This is a genomic window from Acidovorax sp. JG5, from assembly GCF_017939685.1.
Taxonomy (GTDB): Bacteria; Pseudomonadota; Gammaproteobacteria; order Burkholderiales; family Burkholderiaceae_C; genus Acidovorax.
In genome coordinates this window covers 274,803-294,117 of sequence record NZ_JAGKSE010000003.1, presented here as the reverse complement: position 1 = coordinate 294,117, position 19,315 = coordinate 274,803, and the positions used below count along the sequence as shown (strand labels likewise).

The 19,315-nt window shown below is 66.7% G+C and carries 16 protein-coding genes; 11 read left to right on the top strand and 5 right to left on the bottom strand.

Features of this window, described 5'->3' with window-relative positions; all coding sequences use genetic code 11:
• Positions 1 to 27 precede the first annotated feature (27 nt).
• From J8G26_RS05455 to J8G26_RS05445, 3 genes are all read right to left on the bottom strand, one after another.
• Complete coding sequence (locus J8G26_RS05455; RefSeq protein ID WP_210568208.1) at positions 28 to 1,857, bottom strand: M61 family metallopeptidase; 1,830 nt, start codon at positions 1,855 to 1,857, stop codon at positions 28 to 30.
• A 103-nt stretch (positions 1,858 to 1,960) separates the two neighbouring features.
• A complete protein-coding gene (locus J8G26_RS05450) occupies positions 1,961 to 2,686 on the bottom strand; it encodes a DsbC family protein (protein ID WP_087747454.1) in 726 nt (241 codons plus the stop codon).
• 50 nt (positions 2,687 to 2,736) lie between these two features.
• The gene (locus J8G26_RS05445; RefSeq protein ID WP_087748373.1) at positions 2,737 to 3,870 is read right to left on the bottom strand and encodes an FAD-dependent monooxygenase; all 1,134 of its coding nucleotides are present in this window, start codon (positions 3,868 to 3,870) and stop codon (positions 2,737 to 2,739) included.
• Between the two features lie 88 nt (positions 3,871 to 3,958).
• Between J8G26_RS05445 and J8G26_RS05440 the strand changes: the two genes are divergently transcribed.
• The 7 genes from J8G26_RS05440 (at position 3,959) to J8G26_RS05410 (ending at position 13,067) form a co-directional block, all read left to right on the top strand.
• Positions 3,959 to 4,828 carry an MOSC N-terminal beta barrel domain-containing protein gene (locus J8G26_RS05440; RefSeq protein ID WP_210568207.1) on the top strand — a complete coding sequence of 290 codons (870 nt, stop codon included), beginning with the start codon at positions 3,959 to 3,961 and terminating at the stop codon, positions 4,826 to 4,828.
• 107 nt (positions 4,829 to 4,935) lie between these two features.
• Positions 4,936 to 6,030, top strand: a complete 1,095-nt coding sequence (ychF, locus tag J8G26_RS05435) for a redox-regulated ATPase YchF (RefSeq protein WP_087747450.1) — start codon at positions 4,936 to 4,938, stop codon at positions 6,028 to 6,030.
• A gap of 11 nt (positions 6,031 to 6,041) precedes the next feature.
• Positions 6,042 to 6,599 (top strand): antibiotic biosynthesis monooxygenase, encoded by a 558-nt coding sequence (locus tag J8G26_RS05430; protein ID WP_087747447.1) that lies wholly within the window; start codon positions 6,042 to 6,044, stop codon positions 6,597 to 6,599.
• Between the two features lie 294 nt (positions 6,600 to 6,893).
• Positions 6,894 to 7,649 (top strand): ABC transporter ATP-binding protein, encoded by a 756-nt coding sequence (locus tag J8G26_RS05425; RefSeq protein WP_087747443.1) that lies wholly within the window; start codon positions 6,894 to 6,896, stop codon positions 7,647 to 7,649.
• 94 nt (positions 7,650 to 7,743) lie between these two features.
• Positions 7,744 to 10,122 carry an FtsX-like permease family protein gene (locus tag J8G26_RS05420; RefSeq protein WP_210568206.1) on the top strand — a complete coding sequence of 793 codons (2,379 nt, stop codon included), beginning with the start codon at positions 7,744 to 7,746 and terminating at the stop codon, positions 10,120 to 10,122.
• 45 nt (positions 10,123 to 10,167) lie between these two features.
• Positions 10,168 to 11,412: an HlyD family efflux transporter periplasmic adaptor subunit gene (locus J8G26_RS05415; protein WP_349238306.1), complete on the top strand. Its 1,245-nt coding sequence runs from the start codon at positions 10,168 to 10,170 to the stop codon at positions 11,410 to 11,412.
• A gap of 14 nt (positions 11,413 to 11,426) precedes the next feature.
• Positions 11,427 to 13,067, top strand: a complete 1,641-nt coding sequence (locus tag J8G26_RS05410) for a bifunctional aminoglycoside phosphotransferase/ATP-binding protein (protein WP_087747438.1) — start codon at positions 11,427 to 11,429, stop codon at positions 13,065 to 13,067.
• On the opposite strand, the gene J8G26_RS05405 is transcribed toward J8G26_RS05410, so the two are convergent.
• Positions 13,042 to 13,566: a YqaA family protein gene (locus J8G26_RS05405; RefSeq protein ID WP_210568261.1), complete on the bottom strand. Its 525-nt coding sequence runs from the start codon at positions 13,564 to 13,566 to the stop codon at positions 13,042 to 13,044. The genes J8G26_RS05410 and J8G26_RS05405 overlap by 26 nt on opposite strands.
• A gap of 162 nt (positions 13,567 to 13,728) precedes the next feature.
• Here J8G26_RS05405 and J8G26_RS05400 point away from each other — a divergent pair, with 162 nt between their 5' ends.
• From J8G26_RS05400 to purH, 4 genes are all read left to right on the top strand, one after another.
• Complete coding sequence (locus J8G26_RS05400) at positions 13,729 to 14,283, top strand: M15 family metallopeptidase (protein WP_210568204.1); 555 nt, start codon at positions 13,729 to 13,731, stop codon at positions 14,281 to 14,283.
• A 179-nt stretch (positions 14,284 to 14,462) separates the two neighbouring features.
• The gene (gene dusB, locus J8G26_RS05395) at positions 14,463 to 15,509 is read left to right on the top strand and encodes a tRNA dihydrouridine synthase DusB (protein WP_087747434.1); all 1,047 of its coding nucleotides are present in this window, start codon (positions 14,463 to 14,465) and stop codon (positions 15,507 to 15,509) included.
• Positions 15,506 to 15,739, top strand: coding sequence for a Fis family transcriptional regulator (locus J8G26_RS05390; RefSeq protein WP_087747432.1), 234 nt, complete (start codon positions 15,506 to 15,508; stop codon positions 15,737 to 15,739). Before dusB ends, J8G26_RS05390 begins: the two co-directional genes overlap by 4 nt.
• Before the next feature lie 95 nt (positions 15,740 to 15,834).
• Complete coding sequence (gene purH / locus J8G26_RS05385; protein ID WP_210568203.1) at positions 15,835 to 17,448, top strand: bifunctional phosphoribosylaminoimidazolecarboxamide formyltransferase/IMP cyclohydrolase; 1,614 nt, start codon at positions 15,835 to 15,837, stop codon at positions 17,446 to 17,448.
• A gap of 85 nt (positions 17,449 to 17,533) precedes the next feature.
• Here the strand turns inward: purH and J8G26_RS05380 are convergent, their stop codons facing one another.
• Positions 17,534 to 19,279 carry an alkaline phosphatase D family protein gene (locus J8G26_RS05380; protein ID WP_210568202.1) on the bottom strand — a complete coding sequence of 582 codons (1,746 nt, stop codon included), beginning with the start codon at positions 19,277 to 19,279 and terminating at the stop codon, positions 17,534 to 17,536.
• Positions 19,280 to 19,315 lie beyond the last annotated feature (36 nt).

The window sequence follows — 19,315 nt, the reverse complement described above, 5'->3', positions numbered from 1 at the left end:
AGCGCGAATTTTGGCTGTTGAGCGCAATCATGGCGCTGCCGTTCCGGTCAGCCAGCGCCTCAGCGCGGCGCTGCCGGTTGCGGTGAGGCTGATGGTGTCTGGCGTTGCCGCAGGTGCCTTGCGGCTGCGCTGCCCTGCCGGCTTGGACGTGGCGGGGGCAATGGCCGGCAGGGTCAGTGGCAACTGCAGCAGGCGGCCATCGCGCGCCACCACGGCGGTGATCTGAGTGGCTTGGCCGGCATAGAACGCCACATCCTCCAGCCGGGCAATCCGCCAGCCCTGGCCTTGTACATCCAGGCCCAGCCATTCGTCACCAGCGGCCAGGCCTGCCTTTTCGGCGGGCCCGCCGCGCAGCACGGTCTTGATCTGCACGCTGTGGTTTTCCGTGACGCGCAGGCCCAGGCGCTGCGCCAGCTGGGGCTGCTCGGGTTGGAGTGCCACGCCGTGGGCGGCCAGCAGCTCGTCCAGCGGGAGTTCGGCGGTGCTGTGCACCCACTGGTCGAGTTCTGTGTCAAAAGACCGCCCCGCCAGCGTGGCCAGTTCGGCGCGCAGATCGGCCTCGCTCATGGGGCCACCGGCGCAGCGCTTCCACAGCGCGCGCATCACGTCGTCGAGCGTGGTCTTGCCTTCACGGCGCAGAGTCAGGTCCAGGCACAGGGCGACCAGTGAGCCCTTGGTGTAGTAGCTCACCGTGGCGTTGGGGGTGTTTTCGTCCTGGCGGTAATACTTCACCCAGGCATCGAAACTGGCCTGCGCCACCGTCTGCACGGTGCGGCCCGGTGTCTGCAGGACCTGGTTGGTGGCCTTGGCCAGCAGCTTGAGGTAGGTGGCATCGTCGATCAGGCCAGCGCGGCGCAGCAGCAGGTCGTCGTAATAGCTGGTGAACCCCTCGAAGAACCACAGCAGCTGGGTGTAGTTTTCCTGGCTGTAGTCGTAGCGAGAAAACTCTGCTGGGCGCAGGCGCTTGACGTTCCAGGTGTGAAAGTATTCGTGGCTGATGAGTCCGAGCAGGGTGGTGTAGCCATCGCTGGCGCGCGCCTCGCCTGTGCGGGGCAGGTCGCGCCGGCCGCAAATCAGGGCCGTGGAGTTGCGGTGCTCCAGGCCGCCATAGCCGTCGTGAACGGCATTGAGCATGAACAGGTAGTTCTTGATGGGCGGCTTGCCCTTGCCGTGCCAGAAGCGGATGGCGGTATCGCAGATCTTTTGGGTGTCGGCCAGCAGGCGTTTGCCGTCAAAAGATGGCGCGGCCCCGGCCACCACGAAGCGGTGGGGCACGCCACAGGCCGTGAATTGGCCACTCCAGAAGGTGCCCATTTCGACCGGGCAATCCACCAGTTCGTCATAGTGGCCTGCTGCATAAACCCCAAAGCCCTTCTTGTCGACGGCTTGCGGCGTGAGGCCCGTGGCGACGGACCAGTGCGCAGTGGCCGCCGTACTGGCGATGTCGAGCGCGTGGGGCGCGTCTTCCTGCCCGTGCACCCGCAGGCACAGGCTGGTGCCGTTGAAGAAGCCGCGCGAGGCATCCAGCCATGCCGTGCGTACCGAGGTGTCGTAAGCGCACACTTCGTAAGTCAGCACAAGGGGCCGGTCGGTGCGGCAGTTGGCCTGCCAGCGGTGCTTGTCGAGCTGGACCAGTGGAACAGCGCGCCGCCCCTGCTGTGCCACCAGCCGCTGAAGGTTTTTGGAAAATTCGCGCACCAGGTAGCTGCCCGGTATCCAGACAGGAAGCGACAACTCCTGCTGCGCCTGGGGCTGCGCCACGGTGAGCGTGATGGTGAACAGGCGTGCATGCAGGTCGGCGGCTTCCACGCGGTAATGAACGGGGGCCTGCGTGGCGGGGGGGCGGGTGGTGGGCATGGGTGCGGCGTCGCGGAAGGCGGGTGCCTGGCGCTGGTGCGCACGTCACCCGTGGGGTCTCTGGGGCTCGAAGGGGAGGGAGGGGGTGCCCCCTCGCATGAACTCAGTTGCTGCTCGGGGCGCCGCCGGCTTCCGCCAGGCGCTTTTCCACATCCTGGGCGCTGATGGCGCCGGGAACGCGCGCGCCGTTCGCAAAAATCAGCGTGGGGGTCCCGGTGATCTTGTATTTTTTGCCGAATGCAAGATTGCGCTGCAGGGCACTGGTGTCGCAGCTGGCCGTGTTGGGCGTCTTGTCGCGCAGCATGAGGTCGTGCCAGGTGGTCGCCCTGTCTTTGGCGCACCAGATGTTGCGGGATTTTTCTGCTGAGTCGGGGCTCAGGATGGGATACAGAAACAGATAGACCGTGATGTTGTCCACGTTTTGCAGGTCTCGCTCGAAACGCTTGCAATAGCCGCAGTTCGGGTCTTCAAACACCGCCAGCTTGCGTTTGCCATCGCCACGCACGATGGTGAAGGCATCCTTCAGGGGCAACGCCGCAAAATCCACCGCAGTGAGTTTGTTGATGCGGTCTTCGGTCAGGTTGCGGCGTGCCTTGGTGTCGATCAGTTCGCCCTGGATGACGTAGTTGCCCTTGGCATCGGTGTAGAAAAGGTCGGTGCCGATGCGCACTTCATACAGGCCCGGCATGGCCGTGGTGCGGACCTCGTCGATTTTTTCCATTTGCGGAATGCGTTCGGCCAGCGTTTTACGGATGGCGGCTTCCTGGGCGGAGGCGGTAAAGCTCAGGGCGAAAGTGGCTGCAGCCAGCAGGGTGGGAATCAATTGCATCGTGTTCTCGTTCGGTGTTGTCGCGGCGGCTGCGTTTGCAGCCGCGGGTATCAGTGGGTTCCCATGGCCTGGCGGGCCATCCAATCTTTAAGGGGGCCGCTGTGCTCGAAGCCCTTCATGCCCCAGTTGCGCAGCGCCTGCCAAGGCCCTTCGGTGCGCGCAAAAAGTTGCTGCAGTCCGTCAGTGGCCAGCCCCATGGGCAGCATGGCCGCCTTGCGCTCGCGCTCGTAACTGCGCAGCAAGCGCAGGTCGGCCACGCTGCGCCAGTAGTCGCGCCCATGCAGCACGCGGGCCAGGGCCTGCGCATCAGCCAGTCCCAGGTTCAGCCCCTGCCCGGCCAGTGGATGCACGTTGTGCGCTGCATCGCCGGCCAGCACCCAGCTGCGTGCCTGGCTGCCCTGGGCTGGCAAGGCGCCGCACCAGCGGTTGGCCTGCGCCTGTTGCAGGGGCCATGCGGCACGTTCGCCCTGCAATTGCAGCGTTCCCAGCGCACCCTGACTGGCGGCTTCGAGGCGCTGGGCAAATTCCTGCGGCGCCAGCGCCAGCAACTGCGGCACCTGTTCCTTGAGAACAGACCACACCACTGCCACAGAGTTCCCCTGCGCGCCGTCCAGCGGCAAAAAGGCCAGGATGCCGTCGGGCAAAAACCACTGGCGGGCGACTTGGCCGTGGGGGGATTCGCAGGCCAGCCGGGTGGCGATGGCGTGCTGCTCGTAGGCGGTCACCTCGAAGGCCACGCCAAACTCGCTACGGGTGCGGCTGGCTCGGCCTTCGCACACCACGGTGAGGGTTGCCGGCACCGGCTCGGAAACCACCTCGACCTGGGGCTGGTAGCGCACGGCTTCCGCCAGGCGGGCTTCGAGTGCGGGAACGTCCACGATCCAGGCCAGTGCATCAACGCCCTGCGTGGTGGCATCAAAGCGCACGGCGCCTCCCTGGTCGCCAAAAACCTGCATCTGGGTAATTGCCGTGGCATGGGCCGGATCTGGCCAGCTGCGCAATGAATCGAGCAACTGGCGCGATGCTGCGTTCAGTGCGTAGGCCCGCACGTCGCCCGCGGGCGCCAACGAAGGAGCGGGCGCAGCCACCAGGGCCACGCGCAGCCTCTCGCGGGCGAGCAGCAAGGCCAGGGTGCGGCCCACCACGCCGGCGCCACGGATACAGATGTCAAAGGTTTTCGCCATGGCGGCATTGTAGGAGGGGGCCACCGGTCAGCAGGCGGGGCAAAATGGCCCATCCGGCCCATGGCGCCGCTGACTGGAGCTTCCCCGCGTGACTTCCCTTCCTGATTCCGATCTGTCCGGCACGATCTCGCGCTTGTTTGTGTACCCGGTCAAGTCCTGCGCGGGCATCGCGGTGCAAGAGGCTCTGCTCACCGATACGGGCCTGGATCTGGACCGTGCCTGGATGGTGGTCGATGCAGAGGGCGTGTTTTTGACCCAGCGCACATTGCCTCGCATGGCGCTGATCCGCCCCCAGCTCAAAACCTCGGAACTGGTGCTGCGCGCGCCGGGCATGCTGGCGCTGCATGTGGCCATCGATGCCGTGGAAGGCCCCGCCACCGTCACGGTATGGGAGGACACCGTGCCCGCCTGGGACATGGGCCCACTGGCTGCACAATGGTTCAGCGATTTTCTGGGGCAGCCCTGCAGCCTGGTGCGGTTTGATCCGGATTACCGCCGCCTGTCGAGCATGGACTGGACCGAGGGGGTGGAGGCGCCCAATCAGTTTGCGGACGCGTTTCCGCTGCTCGTGACCAGCGAGGCATCGCTGGCGGAGCTGAATGCACGGCTGGCGGCCACCGGGCAGGAGGGGGTGGGTATGGAGCGTTTTCGGCCCAATGTGGTGCTGGCGGGCTTCGGGGCGCACGATGAAGACCGTGTGGACATGGTGCGTGTGGATGCTGGGGGGCACGAGGTGCATTTGCAGCCCGTCAAGCCCTGTTCGCGCTGCCCCATCCCCAATATCGATCCGGCCACCGCACAAAGCAGCCCGGCTGTGGCCGACACCCTGCAGACCTACCGGCAGGACGAGCGCCTGGGCGGCGCCGTCACCTTCGGCATGAATGCCATCGTGCGGCAGGGGGCCGGGCAGGTGCTGCGTGTCGGGCAGCGCGTTGCTGCGGATGTGCGTTTCGAATGAGCTGCGCAGGGCGCGCGACGGGGGGCACGAAAGACTCGCGCAGCGGAGGCTTTGCTCCAGCCCCGTAAAATCAGCGGTTTGTCTCCAGAACACCAGAAAGCCCTGCCATGAGCCTCCAATGCGGCATCGTGGGCCTGCCCAACGTCGGCAAGTCCACCCTTTTCAACGCGCTGACCAAGGCCGGCATTGCCGCCGAGAACTATCCCTTTTGCACCATCGAGCCCAATGTGGGCGTGGTGGAGGTGCCCGATCCGCGCCTGCAGCAACTCGCCGAGATCATTCATCCGGAGCGCATCGTCCCGGCCATTGTTGAATTTGTGGACATTGCCGGCCTGGTGGCTGGCGCCAGCCAGGGCGAAGGCCTGGGCAACCAGTTTCTGGCCCATATCCGCGAAACCGACGCCATTGTCAATGTGGTGCGCTGCTTTGAAGACGACAACGTGATCCACGTCGCGGGCCGGGTGGACCCGATTTCCGACATCGAGGTCATCCAGACCGAGCTGTGTCTGGCCGACATGGGCACCGTCGAGAAGGCGCTCAACCGCTACACCAAGGCCGCCAAGTCGGGCAACGACAAGGACGCCGCCAAGCTGGTGGCGCTGCTCACGCGCATCCAGGCCGCGCTCAACGAAGGCAAGCCGGCACGCAGCGTGGAAATCACCAAGGAAGAGCAGCCCCTGCTCAAGTCCCTGTGCCTCATCACCGCCAAACCGGCGATGTTCGTGGGCAATGTGAGTGAAGACGGCTTCGAGAACAACCCGTTCCTCGATCGCCTGAAGGAATACGCGGCCAGCCAGAACGCCCCCGTGGTGGCCATTTGCGCCAAGATGGAAGCCGAAATGGCCGAGATGAGCGACGAAGACCGCGACATGTTCCTGGCCGAAATGGGCCAGACCGAGCCCGGCCTGGCCCGTCTGATCCGTGGTGCGTTCAAGCTGCTGGGGTTGCAGACTTATTTCACCGCCGGCGTGAAGGAAGTGCGCGCCTGGACCATCCACATTGGCGACACCGCCCCGCAGGCCGCCGGCGTGATCCACGGCGACTTTGAACGCGGCTTCATCCGCGCGCAGACCATTGCTTTTGAGGACTTCATTGCCTACAAGGGAGAGCAGGGCGCCAAGGACGCCGGGAAAATGCGCGCAGAAGGCAAGGAATATGTGGTGAAAGACGGCGATGTGCTGAATTTCCTGTTCAACGTCTGAGACTCACTGCCATGCAAGCTGTAACCGTTTTGATCAGTCGGCAGGTCAAGCCTGAGTATGAGGTGGAGTTTGAACGCGTGATGGATCAAATCATTGCCACTGCGGCAACGTTCAAGGGCTATTTGGGCGCTCACCTGGTTCGCCCTGGCGATGAACAGGGTGTCAATGACAGCTTGCACCATGTTGTGATGGCATTTGACAGCGAAGCCAATCTTGATCTGTGGCAGAACTCGCCAGCCCGATCCCTTGGGTTGGCAGCAGCAGCCCCGTTCATCGAGGGCCAGGCCCTGATCCGGCATGTTTCGGGTTTGGCGCATTGGTTTTTGCCGCGCGGCGAGTCCAAGCAGGTGCCCCCGCCGCGATGGAAGGTGGCCGTTGTCACCTGGCTGGGCATCTTTCCTACGGTTTACGTGCTGTTCCTGGCACTGGGCGATTTGCTGGCGCCTTGGCCGTTATGGGCTCGCATTCTGCTGATCACCATACTGGTGGTCGGTTTGATGACTTGGGTTGTGGCGCCGCAACTGACTCGGTGGCTCAAGCCATGGCTCTACTCTGGCTCAAACAAGTAAGCCGCAGGCACAGGTAGGCGATCTCTACAAAGACACAGGCTGCAGCACCCGGTAATTTGATAGAAAAGTGCCTCTAGCGCTTATGGGGTAAGCGCTAGTAGCTATTGTTTTAATAGTGAAAATGGGGCGCTATTGGCCGTGGACCGGGTGAGCGGTGGGCGCTTCCCGCAAGGCGGGTTCACGCGGCTGCTGCGGTGGCGTGTTCTTTGCTTGACCCAGGGTGGTTGACACGCATCAGGCAGCGTCCACACTGTCCGGCATTGTCCTGATGTCCGGCGCGCAGCGCTGCCCTCCATGCCCGATGCCCTGGTTGACCCAACCCCCGCGCGCCCTGTGCCGTATGGTGCCGTGGTGGTGTTCCATGCGCGCAATTTGTGCAAGACCTACCAGACGGGCGAGGTGCAGGTGCGCGCGTTGCACGACGTCAACCTCGACATCGTGCGCGGCGAGTTCGTGGTGCTGCTGGGCGCCTCGGGCAGTGGCAAGTCCACGTTGCTCAACATCCTGGGCGGGCTGGATGTGCCCACCAGCGGCGAGGTGCGTTTTGCCGACCACGCCCTGAGCGGCGCCAGCGAGAGCGAGCTCACCGCTTACCGGCGCGAGCATGTGGGCTTTGTCTTCCAGTTCTACAACCTGATTCCCAGCCTGACGGTGCGTGAAAACGTGGCCCTGGTCACCGACATCGCGCCGCACCCCATGCCCATCGACGAGGCGATTGCGCTGGTGGGGCTGACGCCGCGCCAGCACCACTTTCCGGCGCAGCTGTCGGGCGGCGAGCAGCAGCGCGTGGCGATTGCCCGCGCGATCGTCAAGCGCCCCGATGTGCTGCTGTGCGACGAGCCCACGGGCGCGCTCGACTACCAGACCGGCAAGATGGTTCTGGAGGTGATCGCCCGCATCAACGCCGAGCTGGGCACCACGGCCGTGGTCATCACGCACAACGCGGCCATCGCCGCCATGGCCGACCGTGTGGTCTATCTGGTGGACGGCACCATTCAGCGCATCGAGCGCAACGCGCACCGGCTCTCGCCTTCGGAGCTGTCATGGTGAAAAAAACAACGCCCCCACGCTTGTCCGCTGCGCGGGGTCCGCTGCCCCCCACGGGGGTCGCTTTTTGCCTTGGGGCGGCCCGGCGGCAAAAAAGATGAAAGCCCTCGACCGCAAACTGCTGCGCGACCTGCGCCGCATGTGGAGCCAGGCCCTCACCATCGCGCTGGTGGTGGCCAGCGGCCTGGGCGGCTTCATCACCACCTTGTCGGCGGTGGATTCGCTCGCGCTGGCGCGTGACCGGTTTTATGCCCAGGGCCACTTTGCCGATGCGTTTGCCGCCGTCAAGCGCGCGCCGCTGGCGTTGGCCGACGTGCTGCGCGGCGTGCCCGGCGTGGCTGACGTGCAGGTGACGGTGGAGCAGGTGGTCCGCGTGGAGATCGCCGGGCTGGTCGATCCCATCATCGGCCAGCTGATTGGCGTGGACCTGCGCCAGCCGCCGCGCATGAACCAGGTCACGGTGCGCAGCGGCCGGGCGCTGGCGCCGTCCGGCGCGGGGCAGGGCCGCAGCGACAGTGCCATCGATGCGCTGGTGTCCGAAGGTTTTGCCCGCGTGCGCGGCCTGCACCCGGGCGACGAGCTGATGGCGCTGGTCAACGGCAAGCGCCGCACCCTGCGCATTGTGGGCACGGCGCTGTCGCCCGAGTACATCTTTGCGGGCTTGGCGGGCATGCCCGACCTGCGCGGTTTTGGCGTGTTCTGGGTGGACCGCGAGGCGCTGGCCGCCGCCTACGACATGCAGGGCGCGTTCAACCGTGTGGCTGTCAAGCTGGCGCCGCAGGCGTCAGAGCCCGCCGTGCTCGATGGCCTCTCGCGCCTGCTCGCGCCCTACGGCGGGCGCGACGCCCAGGGCCGTGAGGACCAGGCATCGCACGCCATGCTGGACAACGAGATCAAGGAGCAGCGCGTGATGGGCACTTTGCTGCCCGCCATCTTTCTGACCGTGGCGGCCTTTTTGCTGCATGTAGTGCTTTCGCGCCTGGTGGCCACGCAGCGCGAGCAGATTGCGGCGCTCAAGGCGCTGGGCTATGCCAATGCGGCCATTGCCGGGCATTACCTCAAGCTGGTGGCCGTGATCGTGGTGGTGGGGCTGGTACTGGGCGTGGCGCTGGGCCACTGGCTGGGGACGATGCTGACCGGGTTGTACGCCGAGTTTTTCTTCTTTCCGGTGTTCGAGCACCGCATCGCGCCGTGGCTGATTCTGGTGGGCGCGGGGGTGACGGGCACCACGGCCCTGCTGGGCACGCTCAGCGCCATTGGGGCCACGGTGCGCCTGGTGCCGGCCGAGGCCATGCGCCCGCCGGCCCCGGGCCAGTACCACCGCACGGTGCTGGAGCGCCTGGGGGTGCGCCGCATTCCAGCCGGGCTGCGCATGATTCTGCGCAACATGGAACGCAAGCCGCTGCGCACCACGCTCACCATTGGTGGCACGGCGGCGGCGGTGGCCATTGTGGTGATGGGCAACTTCTTTCGCGATGCCATCGACCATATTGTGGACACCACCTTTCACCTCGCGATGCGCAGCGATGTGAATGTGTGGATGACCGAGCCGGTGGATGCCCTGGCCCGCCTGCAGCTGGCGCGCCTGCCGGGGGTGACGGGCGTGGAGCCCACGCGCAGCGTGGCGGTGCGCATGGGCTATGGCCACCGCAGCGAGCGGGTGGGGCTGGAAGGCGTGGCGCCGGATGCGCAACTGCTGCGCGTCATTGACGTGGATGGCCGCCAGAGCCCCGTGCCCGAAGCCGGCCTGCTGCTCACCGATCGCCTGGCCGACAAGCTCGGGGTGCGCGTGGGCGACAGCGTGCGCGTAGAGGTGCTGGAGGGCCGCCAGCGCACGCTGCAAGTGCCGGTGCAGGCCACCGTGCGCGAAATGATGGGCCTGAACGCCTATGTGCAGCGCGATGTGCTCAACCGTTGGCTGCAAGAGGGCGATGTGGCCTCGCAGTTTGACGTGGCGCTGGAGCCCGGCTCCGAGGCGCGCTTTCTGGAGGCCACCAAGGCCTTGCCGCGCGTGGCGGGCGCTTTCAGCAAGGCCACGCTGCTGCGCAACATGCAGGATGTGAGTGCGCGCAATGTGCGCATCATGAGCACCATCCTCACGCTGTTCGCGGCCGTGATTGCGGTGGGTGTGGTCTACAACAATGCACGCATTGCGCTGGCCGAGCGCACCTGGGAGCTGGCCAGCCTGCGCGTGCTGGGCTTTACGCGCGGCGAGGTGTCGGCACTGCTGCTGGGCGAGTTGGCGATTGGCATCGCGCTGGCGCTGCCATTGGGAATGGCCATGGGCTGGGGGCTGGTGTACTTGCTGGTGGAGCTGCTCAAGAACGACCAGTTTCTGTTTCCGGTGGTCATCAGTGCGCGCACCTATGCCTGGGCGGGCCTGTGCGTGGTGGTGGCCGGCGTGGCCAGCGCCCTCGTGGTGCGCCGGCAGATCGACCGGCTGGACATGGTGGCTGCGCTCAAGACGCGCGAATGACGTGCGGTCAACATTGCAGACAATGCAAGCAACAGGGATATGGCAATGCAAAAGAAGACGGTGATGCTGGGCGTGGGCGCGCTGGTGGTGCTGGGCGCACTGCTGGCGTGGGCGTTTGCGCCCCGGCCGCTGCAGGTGGAGGCCGCTGCCGTGGTGCAGGGCCGCTTCGAGGCGGGCATCGACGAAGACGCGAAAACCCGCCTGCGCGACCGCTACAGCATCTCGGCCCCGCTGGCCGGGCGTCTGGCACGCATCGCACTGCGCGAGGGCGACGTGGTGCTGGCGGGCGACGTGGTGGCGCGCATCACCCCCGCCATGCCCGCCTTGCTCGATGATCGCAGCCTGCGCGAGCAGCAGGCCCGCGTCATCGCCGCCCAGGCCAATCTGCAGCGCGCCGCCGTGCGCATTGAGCGCAGCCGGGTAGCGCAGGAGCGGGCCCGCAACGACCTGCGCCGCAGCGAACAGCTGGCGCAGCAGGGCTTTGTGGCCCCAACGCGGCTCGATACCGAGCGCCTGGCGCTGCAGGCAGCCGAAAAAGACACCGACGCCGCAGTGCAGGACCAGCAGGTGGCCCGCGCCGATCTGGCCCAGGCCCGCGCGGCACTCGACGTGGTGCAGCGCCCCGGCAGCGCACCAGCTGGCAAGGCTTTCGAGGTGCTGGCCCCCGTGGCTGGCCGCGTGCTGCGCGTGGCGCAGGTCAGCGAGGGCGTGGTGGCGCTGGGCACGGTGCTGGTCGAGGTGGGCGACACCGCGCAGCTCGAAGCGGTGGCCCCGCTGCTTTCCACCGATGCGCTGCAGGTGCGCCCGGGCAGCCCCGTGCGCATCGAGCGCTGGGGTGGCCCTGGCGTGTTGCAGGGGCGCGTGCGCAGCGTGGAACCGGCGGCGTTCACCAAGGTGTCGGCGCTGGGCGTGGAAGAGCAGCGCGTGAATGTGCTGATCGACCTGACGAGCCCGCAGGCGCAGTGGGCGGCGCTGGGCGACGGTTACCGCGTGGTGGCGCGCGTGCTCACCCGCGAGGCGCCGGATGCCACCCTGGTACCGGTGAGCGCGCTGTTTCCGCTGCCCGCCAGCGACGCCGCCGCGTCGGCCCCTACGGCGGAGGTGGCCGCGCCGCGCATGGCGGTGTTTGTGATCGATGGTGGCCGGGCACGGCGCACGCCGGTGGTGCTGGAGGCGCGCGGCAGCACCCACGCCTGGGTGAAAGAGGGGCTGCAGGCGGGTGCGCAGGTGGTGGTCTACCCGCCCGCTGCGCTGACTGACGGTGCCCGCGTGAAGGTGCGCACCCCCTGACGGAGCGTTGGCCCATGCATCCTGAATCCCTTGCCGAGGCCTATTCCGCTGCTGAGCAGCGCCTGCGCCAGTTGCAGCGCAGCCCCGAGGCCTTTGGCCACCCCACCGGCACCATGGAGTGGATCGAAACCCATATCTCCTGGCTGCTGCTGGCGGGCGACTTTGTCTATAAGTTCAAGAAGCCCCTGAAACTGGATTTTCTGGACTTCAGCACCCCCGCGCTGCGGCGCGCCGCCTGCGAGGAAGAACTGCGCATCAACCGGCGCACTGCGCCGGCGCTGTACTTGGGGCTGGTGGCGCTGAGTGGCTCCGCAGGCAGCCTGCGGTTGCACCCTGCCGAAGCAGCCACGGCCGATGCGGAGCCCGCCGTGCGCATGCGCCGCTTTGCGCAAGAGGCGCTGCTCAGCCACCTGCTGGAGCAGCAGCGCCTGCTGCCCAGCCACATCGACGCTCTGGCGCAGCATGTGGCGCAGTTCCACGCCGGGGCGGGGGTGGCTACGCCCGAGCAGGGCTGGGGCACGGCCCAAGCCGTGGTGGCGCCGGTGCAGGATTGCCTGGCGGCGCTGCAGCCGCTGGTGGCGCAGGCCCTGCCAGACATGGCCCCTGCGCTGCGCCAGGTGGCGCAGTGGTGTGCCGCGCAGGGCGCCGCGCTGGCGCAGGTGTTCCGGCAGCGCCTGCAGTCCGGGCGCGTGCGCGAATGCCATGGCGACCTGCACCTGGCCAATCTGGTGCTGATTGATGGGCAGCCGCAGCTGTTCGATGCGATCGAGTTCAACCCGGCGCTGCGCTGGATCGACTGCGTGGCCGACATCGCCTTTCTGGCCATGGACCTGGAGGCGCGCGGCCGTGCCGACCTGGCCTGGCGCTTTCTGAATGCCTGGCTGGAGTGCACGGGCGACTACGCCGGTCTGCAGGTGCTGCAGTACTACCGCGTGTACCGGGCCCTGGTGCGCGCCCGCGTGGCGGGCCTGCGGCTCGCGCAGGTGGAGGGGGAGGGTGGGGGCGACGCGCGCGCCGCCAGCCTGCGGGAGCTGCAGCGCTATCTGGCGCTGGCGCAGCGCTTCACAGAGCCCCGGGCGGTGGAGCTGTGGCTGGCCCATGGCTTCTCGGGCGCGGGCAAGAGCACGCAGTCGCAGGCGCTGATCGCCGAACGCGGCGTGGTGCGCGTTCGCGCCGATGTGGAACGCAAGCGGCTGTTCGGCCTGGCGCCGCAGGCGTCGAGCGCGGCGGTGCCGGGCGGCATCTACACGGCCGAGGTTTCGCTGCGCACCCACGAGGCCCTGGCGCAGGCGGCCCGCTGGGCGCTGGGTGCGGGCTATACCGTGCTGGTGGATGCCACGTTCCTGAACCCGGCCATGCGCGAGCGCTTCATGGCGCTGGCGGTGCAGGCGCAGGTGCCGTGCCGCATCCTGTTGTTCGAGGCGCCTCTTGCCGTGCTGCGCGAGCGGGTGCGCAGCCGCGAGCAGGCCGGCGGCGATGCATCGGAGGCCTCGGTGCAGGTGCTGGAAGCGCAATGGGCGGCGGCCCAGCCGCTCTCGCCCGCGGAAGAGGCGCTGACAGTGCATGTGGACACCACACGGCCGGTGGACTGGAGCGTGCTGCTGCCGCCGGACGATGGCGGGGCGCCGGTTACATCGCCAGTTGTCCCGGCATGAAATACAGCAGCATGCTGGTCATGAGCAGGTAGCGAAAGAACTTGCCCACCGCCATGTAGGCCAGGCAGGGCCAGAACGGCAGCTTCAGCCAGCCCGCCACGGCGCACAGCGGGTCGCCCACCACGGGCAGCCAGCTCAGCAGACAGGTCTTGGCCCCCCATTTGCGCAGCCAGATGCGCGCGCGGCGCTCCGTGCGGCTGAGCTCGCGCGCCGGTGTGGCATCGGCGCTGGCGGGGTGGCCGGCGCGCCGGTGGCGCCGTGCCGCATCCCAGGCGCGGTGCGCACCCAGGCCCATCCACCAGCTGACGCCGCCGCCCAGCGTGTTGCCCAGCGTGGCCACGGCGATGGCGGGCCAGTACAGGTCGGGGTTGAGCTTGATGAGGCCGAACACCGCCGGCTCCGAACCCATGGGCAGCAGCGTGGCCGAGATGAACGACACGACAAAGACCGTGCCCAAGCCGAATTGCGGCAAGGCCAGCCATTCAAGCAACTGGTGCATCCAGATTTCCATATGGCTGCGAGTGTAGGGCGGCAGCGCATCTGCGGCCGGCGCTGAGGACGCCGTCCTACACGGCGCTGCGCCGTTCGGCCACGGCCCGGCTGCGCCAGGGTTTGTATCGTCAGGTAACTCCAACCCTTGGCAGAAATCGGAAGGCTTGCGATGCACCCCACCCCCCAAAAACCGTCATTTCCCTACATTGGGTATTGGCTCTCGCTCGCCGCTGGCATCGGGCTGGCAGCCTGTGTCCAGAGCCCCCAGGCCGCCGTGCCCGCGCCGACGTTACCGCCGGTGCCCATGGCCTGGGGTGCTGAAGTGGAAGGCTGCGCAGGTGGCGAGCGTCTGCGCGCTGCGGTGGCGAGCGTGCGCCGCGAGTTGCAGGCCCAGGGCCTGGCGCTGAAGACGTCGTGCCGGGTCTCCCGGGGTGCCCTGGCCGTCCAGGTGGAGGTGGTGGACGGTTTGCGCGCCAGCAAGGTGCTGCGCGGCCCCCTGGCCGATGGCGAGGCGGTGGACATGGGAACGCCCGCCGGGGTGGCAAGTGCCAATGCTGCCAGCCACAACACGGAACTTTCGCCCGATGTGCAGCACAACCGCCAGTGGCTGCGCGCGCTCATGGCGCGCCACCAGTTCGACAACCTGCCGGACGCCTGGTGGCGTTTTGCCCAGAAAGCCGCGCCGCAACCGGCGCTGGCCGAAGTGGACTTGGTGGCGCGCTGAGATCGTGAACGCGGTCTCAGCGCGCTGGCGTCAGAAGACATGCGTGGATGGATGGAGGGCGAGACCGGCCATTTATTTCCTCTGTCTGGCGTGAGCGCCCATTTCGTTTGCTGAAAATTTAAGCAGGTACAATGCCGCCTCCTTTTTCAGCATTCGCTGCACGCCCATTCCCTTCCCTCATGCAGATCGGCCACATCCCTTTGGCGAATCGCCTGTTCGTCGCCCCGATGGCGGGTGTCACGGACCGGCCGTTTCGCCAGCTGTGCAAGGCGCTGGGCGCGGGCTATGCGGTGAGTGAAATGGTCACCTCGCGCAAGGACCTGTGGAACAGCCTGAAAACCTCGCGCCGCGCCAACCATGAAGGGGAGCCGGGGCCCATTGCCGTGCAGATCGCCGGCACCGAAGCGCAGATGATGGCCGAGGCCGCGCTCTACAACGTGGAACGCGGCGCGCAGATCATCGACATCAACATGGGCTGCCCGGCCAAGAAGGTCTGTAACAAATGGGCAGGCTCTGCCCTGATGCAGAACGAAGCCCTGGCGGTGGAAATTGCCGCTGCGGTGGTCGAGGCCTGCGCTCCCTTTAACGTGCCCGTCACGCTGAAGATGCGCACCGGCTGGTGCCAGCAGCACAAGAACGCTGTCGCCTTGGCGCGGCAATTTGAGAACGTGGGTATCCAGATGCTCACGGTGCACGGCCGCACGCGCGAGCAAGGGTACAAGGGCCAGGCGGAATACGACACCATCGCGGCCGTCAAGGCGGCGGTGAAGGTGCCCGTGGTGGCCAACGGCGACATCACCTCGCCCGAGAAGGCGCGCGATGTGCTGGCCACCACCGGCGCGGACGCCATCATGATCGGCCGCGCTGCCCAGGGCCGGCCCTGGATCTTTCGCGAGGTAGGCCATTTCCTGGCCACGGGCGAACACCTGGCGCCGCCGCTGGTGGCCGAGCTGCGGCGCCTGCTGCTCGACCATTTGCAAGACCACTACAGCCTGTATGGCGAAGGTACCGGCGTGCGCAGCGCGCGCAAGCACATTGCCTGGTACCTGCGGGCCTTGCCGGGGGGCGAGGCCTTGCGGCAACACATCAATACGATAGAAGACTGCACCACGCAGTGGCAGGCCGTGGCCGATTATCTGGATGCCCTTGCGCAACAGATGGACCGGCTGCCCGCCCGCAGTGGCGTGGATGCGGAACCAGAAGAACAAGAGGGAATGGCTGCATGAGCAAGAAAAACATCGAAGAATCCGTGCGCGAGAGCCTGCAAGGCTACTTTCGCGACCTGGGCGGCGAGACGCCCGACGGCATGTACACCATGGTGGTCCGCCTGGTCGAAAAGCCGCTGCTCGAAGTGGTGATGCAGCAGGCCGACAACAACCAGTCGCGTGCCGCCGAATGGCTGGGCCTGAACCGCAACACCCTGCGCAAGAAGCTGGTCGAGCACAAGCTGCTCTGACATGATGGCGTTATTTGCTATTTAATTTATAGCTACTAACGCTTGATGGATAAGCGCTAGAGCCTGTTTTTATTCAAACTCTCCCCACCCACACCATGAACGCACTCCTCTCCGTCTCCGACAAGACCGGCATCGTCGAATTCGCGCAAGCCCTGCACGCGCTGGGCATCAAGCTGCTGTCCACCGGCGGCACCGCCAAGCTGCTGGCCGACAAGGGCCTGCCCGTGACCGAAGTGGCCGAGGTCACCCAGTTTCCCGAGATGCTGGACGGCCGCGTGAAGACGCTGCACCCCAAGGTGCACGGCGGCCTGCTGGCCCGCCGCGAGCTGCCCGAACACATGGCGGCGCTCAAGGAACACGGCATCGACACCATCGACCTGCTGGTGGTCAACCTCTATCCCTTTGAAGCCACCGTGGCCAAGGCCGGTTGCACGCTGGCCGACGCCATCGAGAACATCGACATCGGCGGCCCCGCCATGGTGCGCAGCGCCGCCAAGAACTGGAAGGACGTGGGCGTGATCACCTCGGCCGACCAGTACGAGGCCGTGCTGGCCGAACTGAAGTCGGGCGGAAAGCTCAGCGACAAACTGCGCTTTGCGCTGTCGGTGGCCGCGTTCAACCGCATAGCGCAGTACGACGGCGCGATCAGCGATTACCTGTCGTCCGTCACGTTCGAAGAAGACAAACTGTCGGAAACCTACGTGCCCACGCGCACCCAGTTCCCCGGCCAGAGCAACGGCATCTTCACCAAGGTGCAGGACCTGCGCTACGGCGAAAACAGCCACCAGCAGGCCGCGCTGTACCGCGACCTGTACCCCGCGCCCGGCTCGCTGGTCACCGGCGTGCAGCTGCAGGGCAAGGAGCTTTCGTACAACAACATCGCCGACGCCGATGCAGCGTGGGAATGTGTGAAGAGCTTTGAGGCCGCTGCCTGCGTGATCGTCAAGCATGCCAACCCCTGCGGCGTGGCCGTGGGCCTGGACGCATTGAGCGCCTACAGCAAAGCCTTCCAGACCGACCCGACCAGCGCCTTCGGCGGCATCATCGCGTTCAACCGCGTGGTCGATGGTGCGGCGGCTGCGCAGGTCAGCAAGCAGTTTGTCGAAGTGCTGATGGCGCCCGACTTCACGGCCGAGGCGCTGGAAATTTTCAAGGCCAAGGCCAATGTGCGCCTGCTCAAGATCGCGCTGCCCGCACATGGTGGCAAGACCCAGAACCTGACAGATTGGGAACGCGGCCGCAACGCCATGGACGCCAAGCGCATCGGCTCGGGCCTGCTGCTGCAGACGGCCGACAACCACGAGCTGGCGCTGACCGACCTGAAGGTGGTCACCACCAAGCAGCCCTCGCTGGAAGAAATGCAAGACCTGCTGTTTGCGTGGAAGGTGGCCAAGTACGTCAAGAGCAATGCCATCGTCTTTTGCAAGGGCGGCATGACCATGGGCGTGGGTGCAGGCCAGATGAGCCGCCTCGATTCCGCGCGCATCGCCAGCATCAAGGCGCAGCACGCCGGCCTGACCCTGCAGGGCACGGCCGTGGCCAGCGATGCCTTCTTCCCCTTCCGCGACGGCCTGGATGTGGTGGTCGATGCGGGCGCCACCTGCGTGATCCAGCCCGGCGGCTCCATGCGCGACCAGGAAGTGATTGACGCCGCCAACGAGCGCGGCGTGGCCATGGTGTTCAGCGGCGTGCGCCATTTCAGGCACTGATATCAGCGCGCGGTTCATCACCCCATGAAAAAAGCGGCCTTGGCCGCTTTTTTGTTGTCTGCGCGCCTGCGCGGAACGCGGGCGGTCAGGCCGCCACGATGCGCCCGCGTCCGCTGACACCGGCCAGCACCTTGAGCGACTTGTCGGTACTGGCTGTGTAGGTGCGGCTGGTGATGGTGTTCACATACACCCAGTCGGCGCGGCATTCGGTGGCGGTGGCCGTCACCAGCATGTAGCCTCGGCGCGCGGTGTCGCAGTATTTGAGTGGGGCAATCAGCTGCTGGAGCGCGCTCGCCAGCATGGCCGGGTCTTCCTTGGGCAGGTATTCCTCAAAGCCCGGCGACGACACCGACGAGGTGGCGAATTCCACGCCCACCGCGTTGCCGTTCATGTCCGCCAACTCATTGGCCCAGGCGTTGTGCGTGTCGCCCGACAGCACGACCAGGTTCTTGCCCAGGCTGCGGGCCGTGCCCAGCACGGTTTCGCGGGCGGCCTGGTAGCCGTCCCAGGCGTCGAGGTTGTAGGGAATCGACGGTTGGGCCAAGATGGCTTTCTCGGCGGCGGTCAGCGTGGCGGGTGCTGTCTGGGCCTTGGCTGCCATGGCCGCGTATTCCGACACCGTCACGCCCGCGCCGGGCTGGATGGTCCCGATCAGGATCGGCGCCGGAATGTTCATGCGCCCCATCAGCACCTGCTGGCCCAGCACCTGCCAGGTGGCGGTGGATGCCTTCATCTGCTGTTGCAGCCACTGGGTCTGCGTGTCGCCCAGGAGCTGGCGGGTGGGGGCGCCCACGGCGGCGGTAAAGCCGGCGGCGTCAAAGCCGCTGTCGGTGATGAAGCGGGTGTAGTCGGCCTGCTCATCGCGCCCGACCACGCGTGTGTCCAGCATGTGCAGCGCCACCAGGTTGCCGAAGTTGAAGCTGCGGTAGATGAGATCGGGCTGGGCGTTGCGCGTCGGCATCCACTCGTGGTAGGCCTGCAGTGCCGCAGCCTTGCGCACGCCAAAGCTGCCTTCGGTGGCGGTTTGGTGGTTCTCGGCCCCGTCGCGCCAGGTGTCGTTGGTGATCTCGTGATCGTCCCACACGGCGATCATGGGCGCGGCGGCATGCAGGGCCTGCAGGTCGGGGTCGGTCTTGTACTGTGCGTGGCGCGCGCGGTAGTCGGCCAGCGTGAGGATTTCGGTGGCGGGCTGCGACAGGCGGCCCAGCTGCTCGGCGTTGGCCGAGGCGTAGCCACCGCGGGCGTATTCATACAGGTAGTCGCCCAGGTGCACGGTGGCATCCAGGTCGTTGCGGCGTGCGGCCTCGGCGTACACGTTGAAGTAGCCCGCCGGGTAATTGGCGCACGAGAAAACGGCCAGCTTGACCTGCGCGATGCTGCCTGTGGCCAGCGTGCGGGTGCGCGCTGCGGCCGACTTGGTGCCATAGGCGGTGAAGCGGTAGTGGTAGGCCGTGGCGGGCTTGAGGTCCGTGGCATCGACCTTGACGGTGAAGTCCTTGGCGGCGGTGGCTTGAACCTCGCCTTTGGCAACCACGGTGGTGAAGGCGGCATCGCTGGCCAGCTCCCACTGCACTGGAATGTCGGCGGTGTGGCCTGCAGGCGGCGTGACGCGGGTCCACAGCATGATGCGGTCGCTCAGTGGATCGCCACTGGCCACGCCGTGGGCGAAGCGCACTTCGGGGTCGTTGTCGCTGCCACCGCAGGCGGCCAGCGGCAAGGTGCCGAGCGCCGTGGCGCCCAGGGCCAGCTGGCGCACGAAGACGCGGCGGCCTTCATCGGCCGGGGCTGCGTCGCGGATGGGGTGGGAGGTGGGGCGAACAGGAGTTTTCATGGTGGTGGCGTGCCGTACAAAACCGCCAAGGCTGAC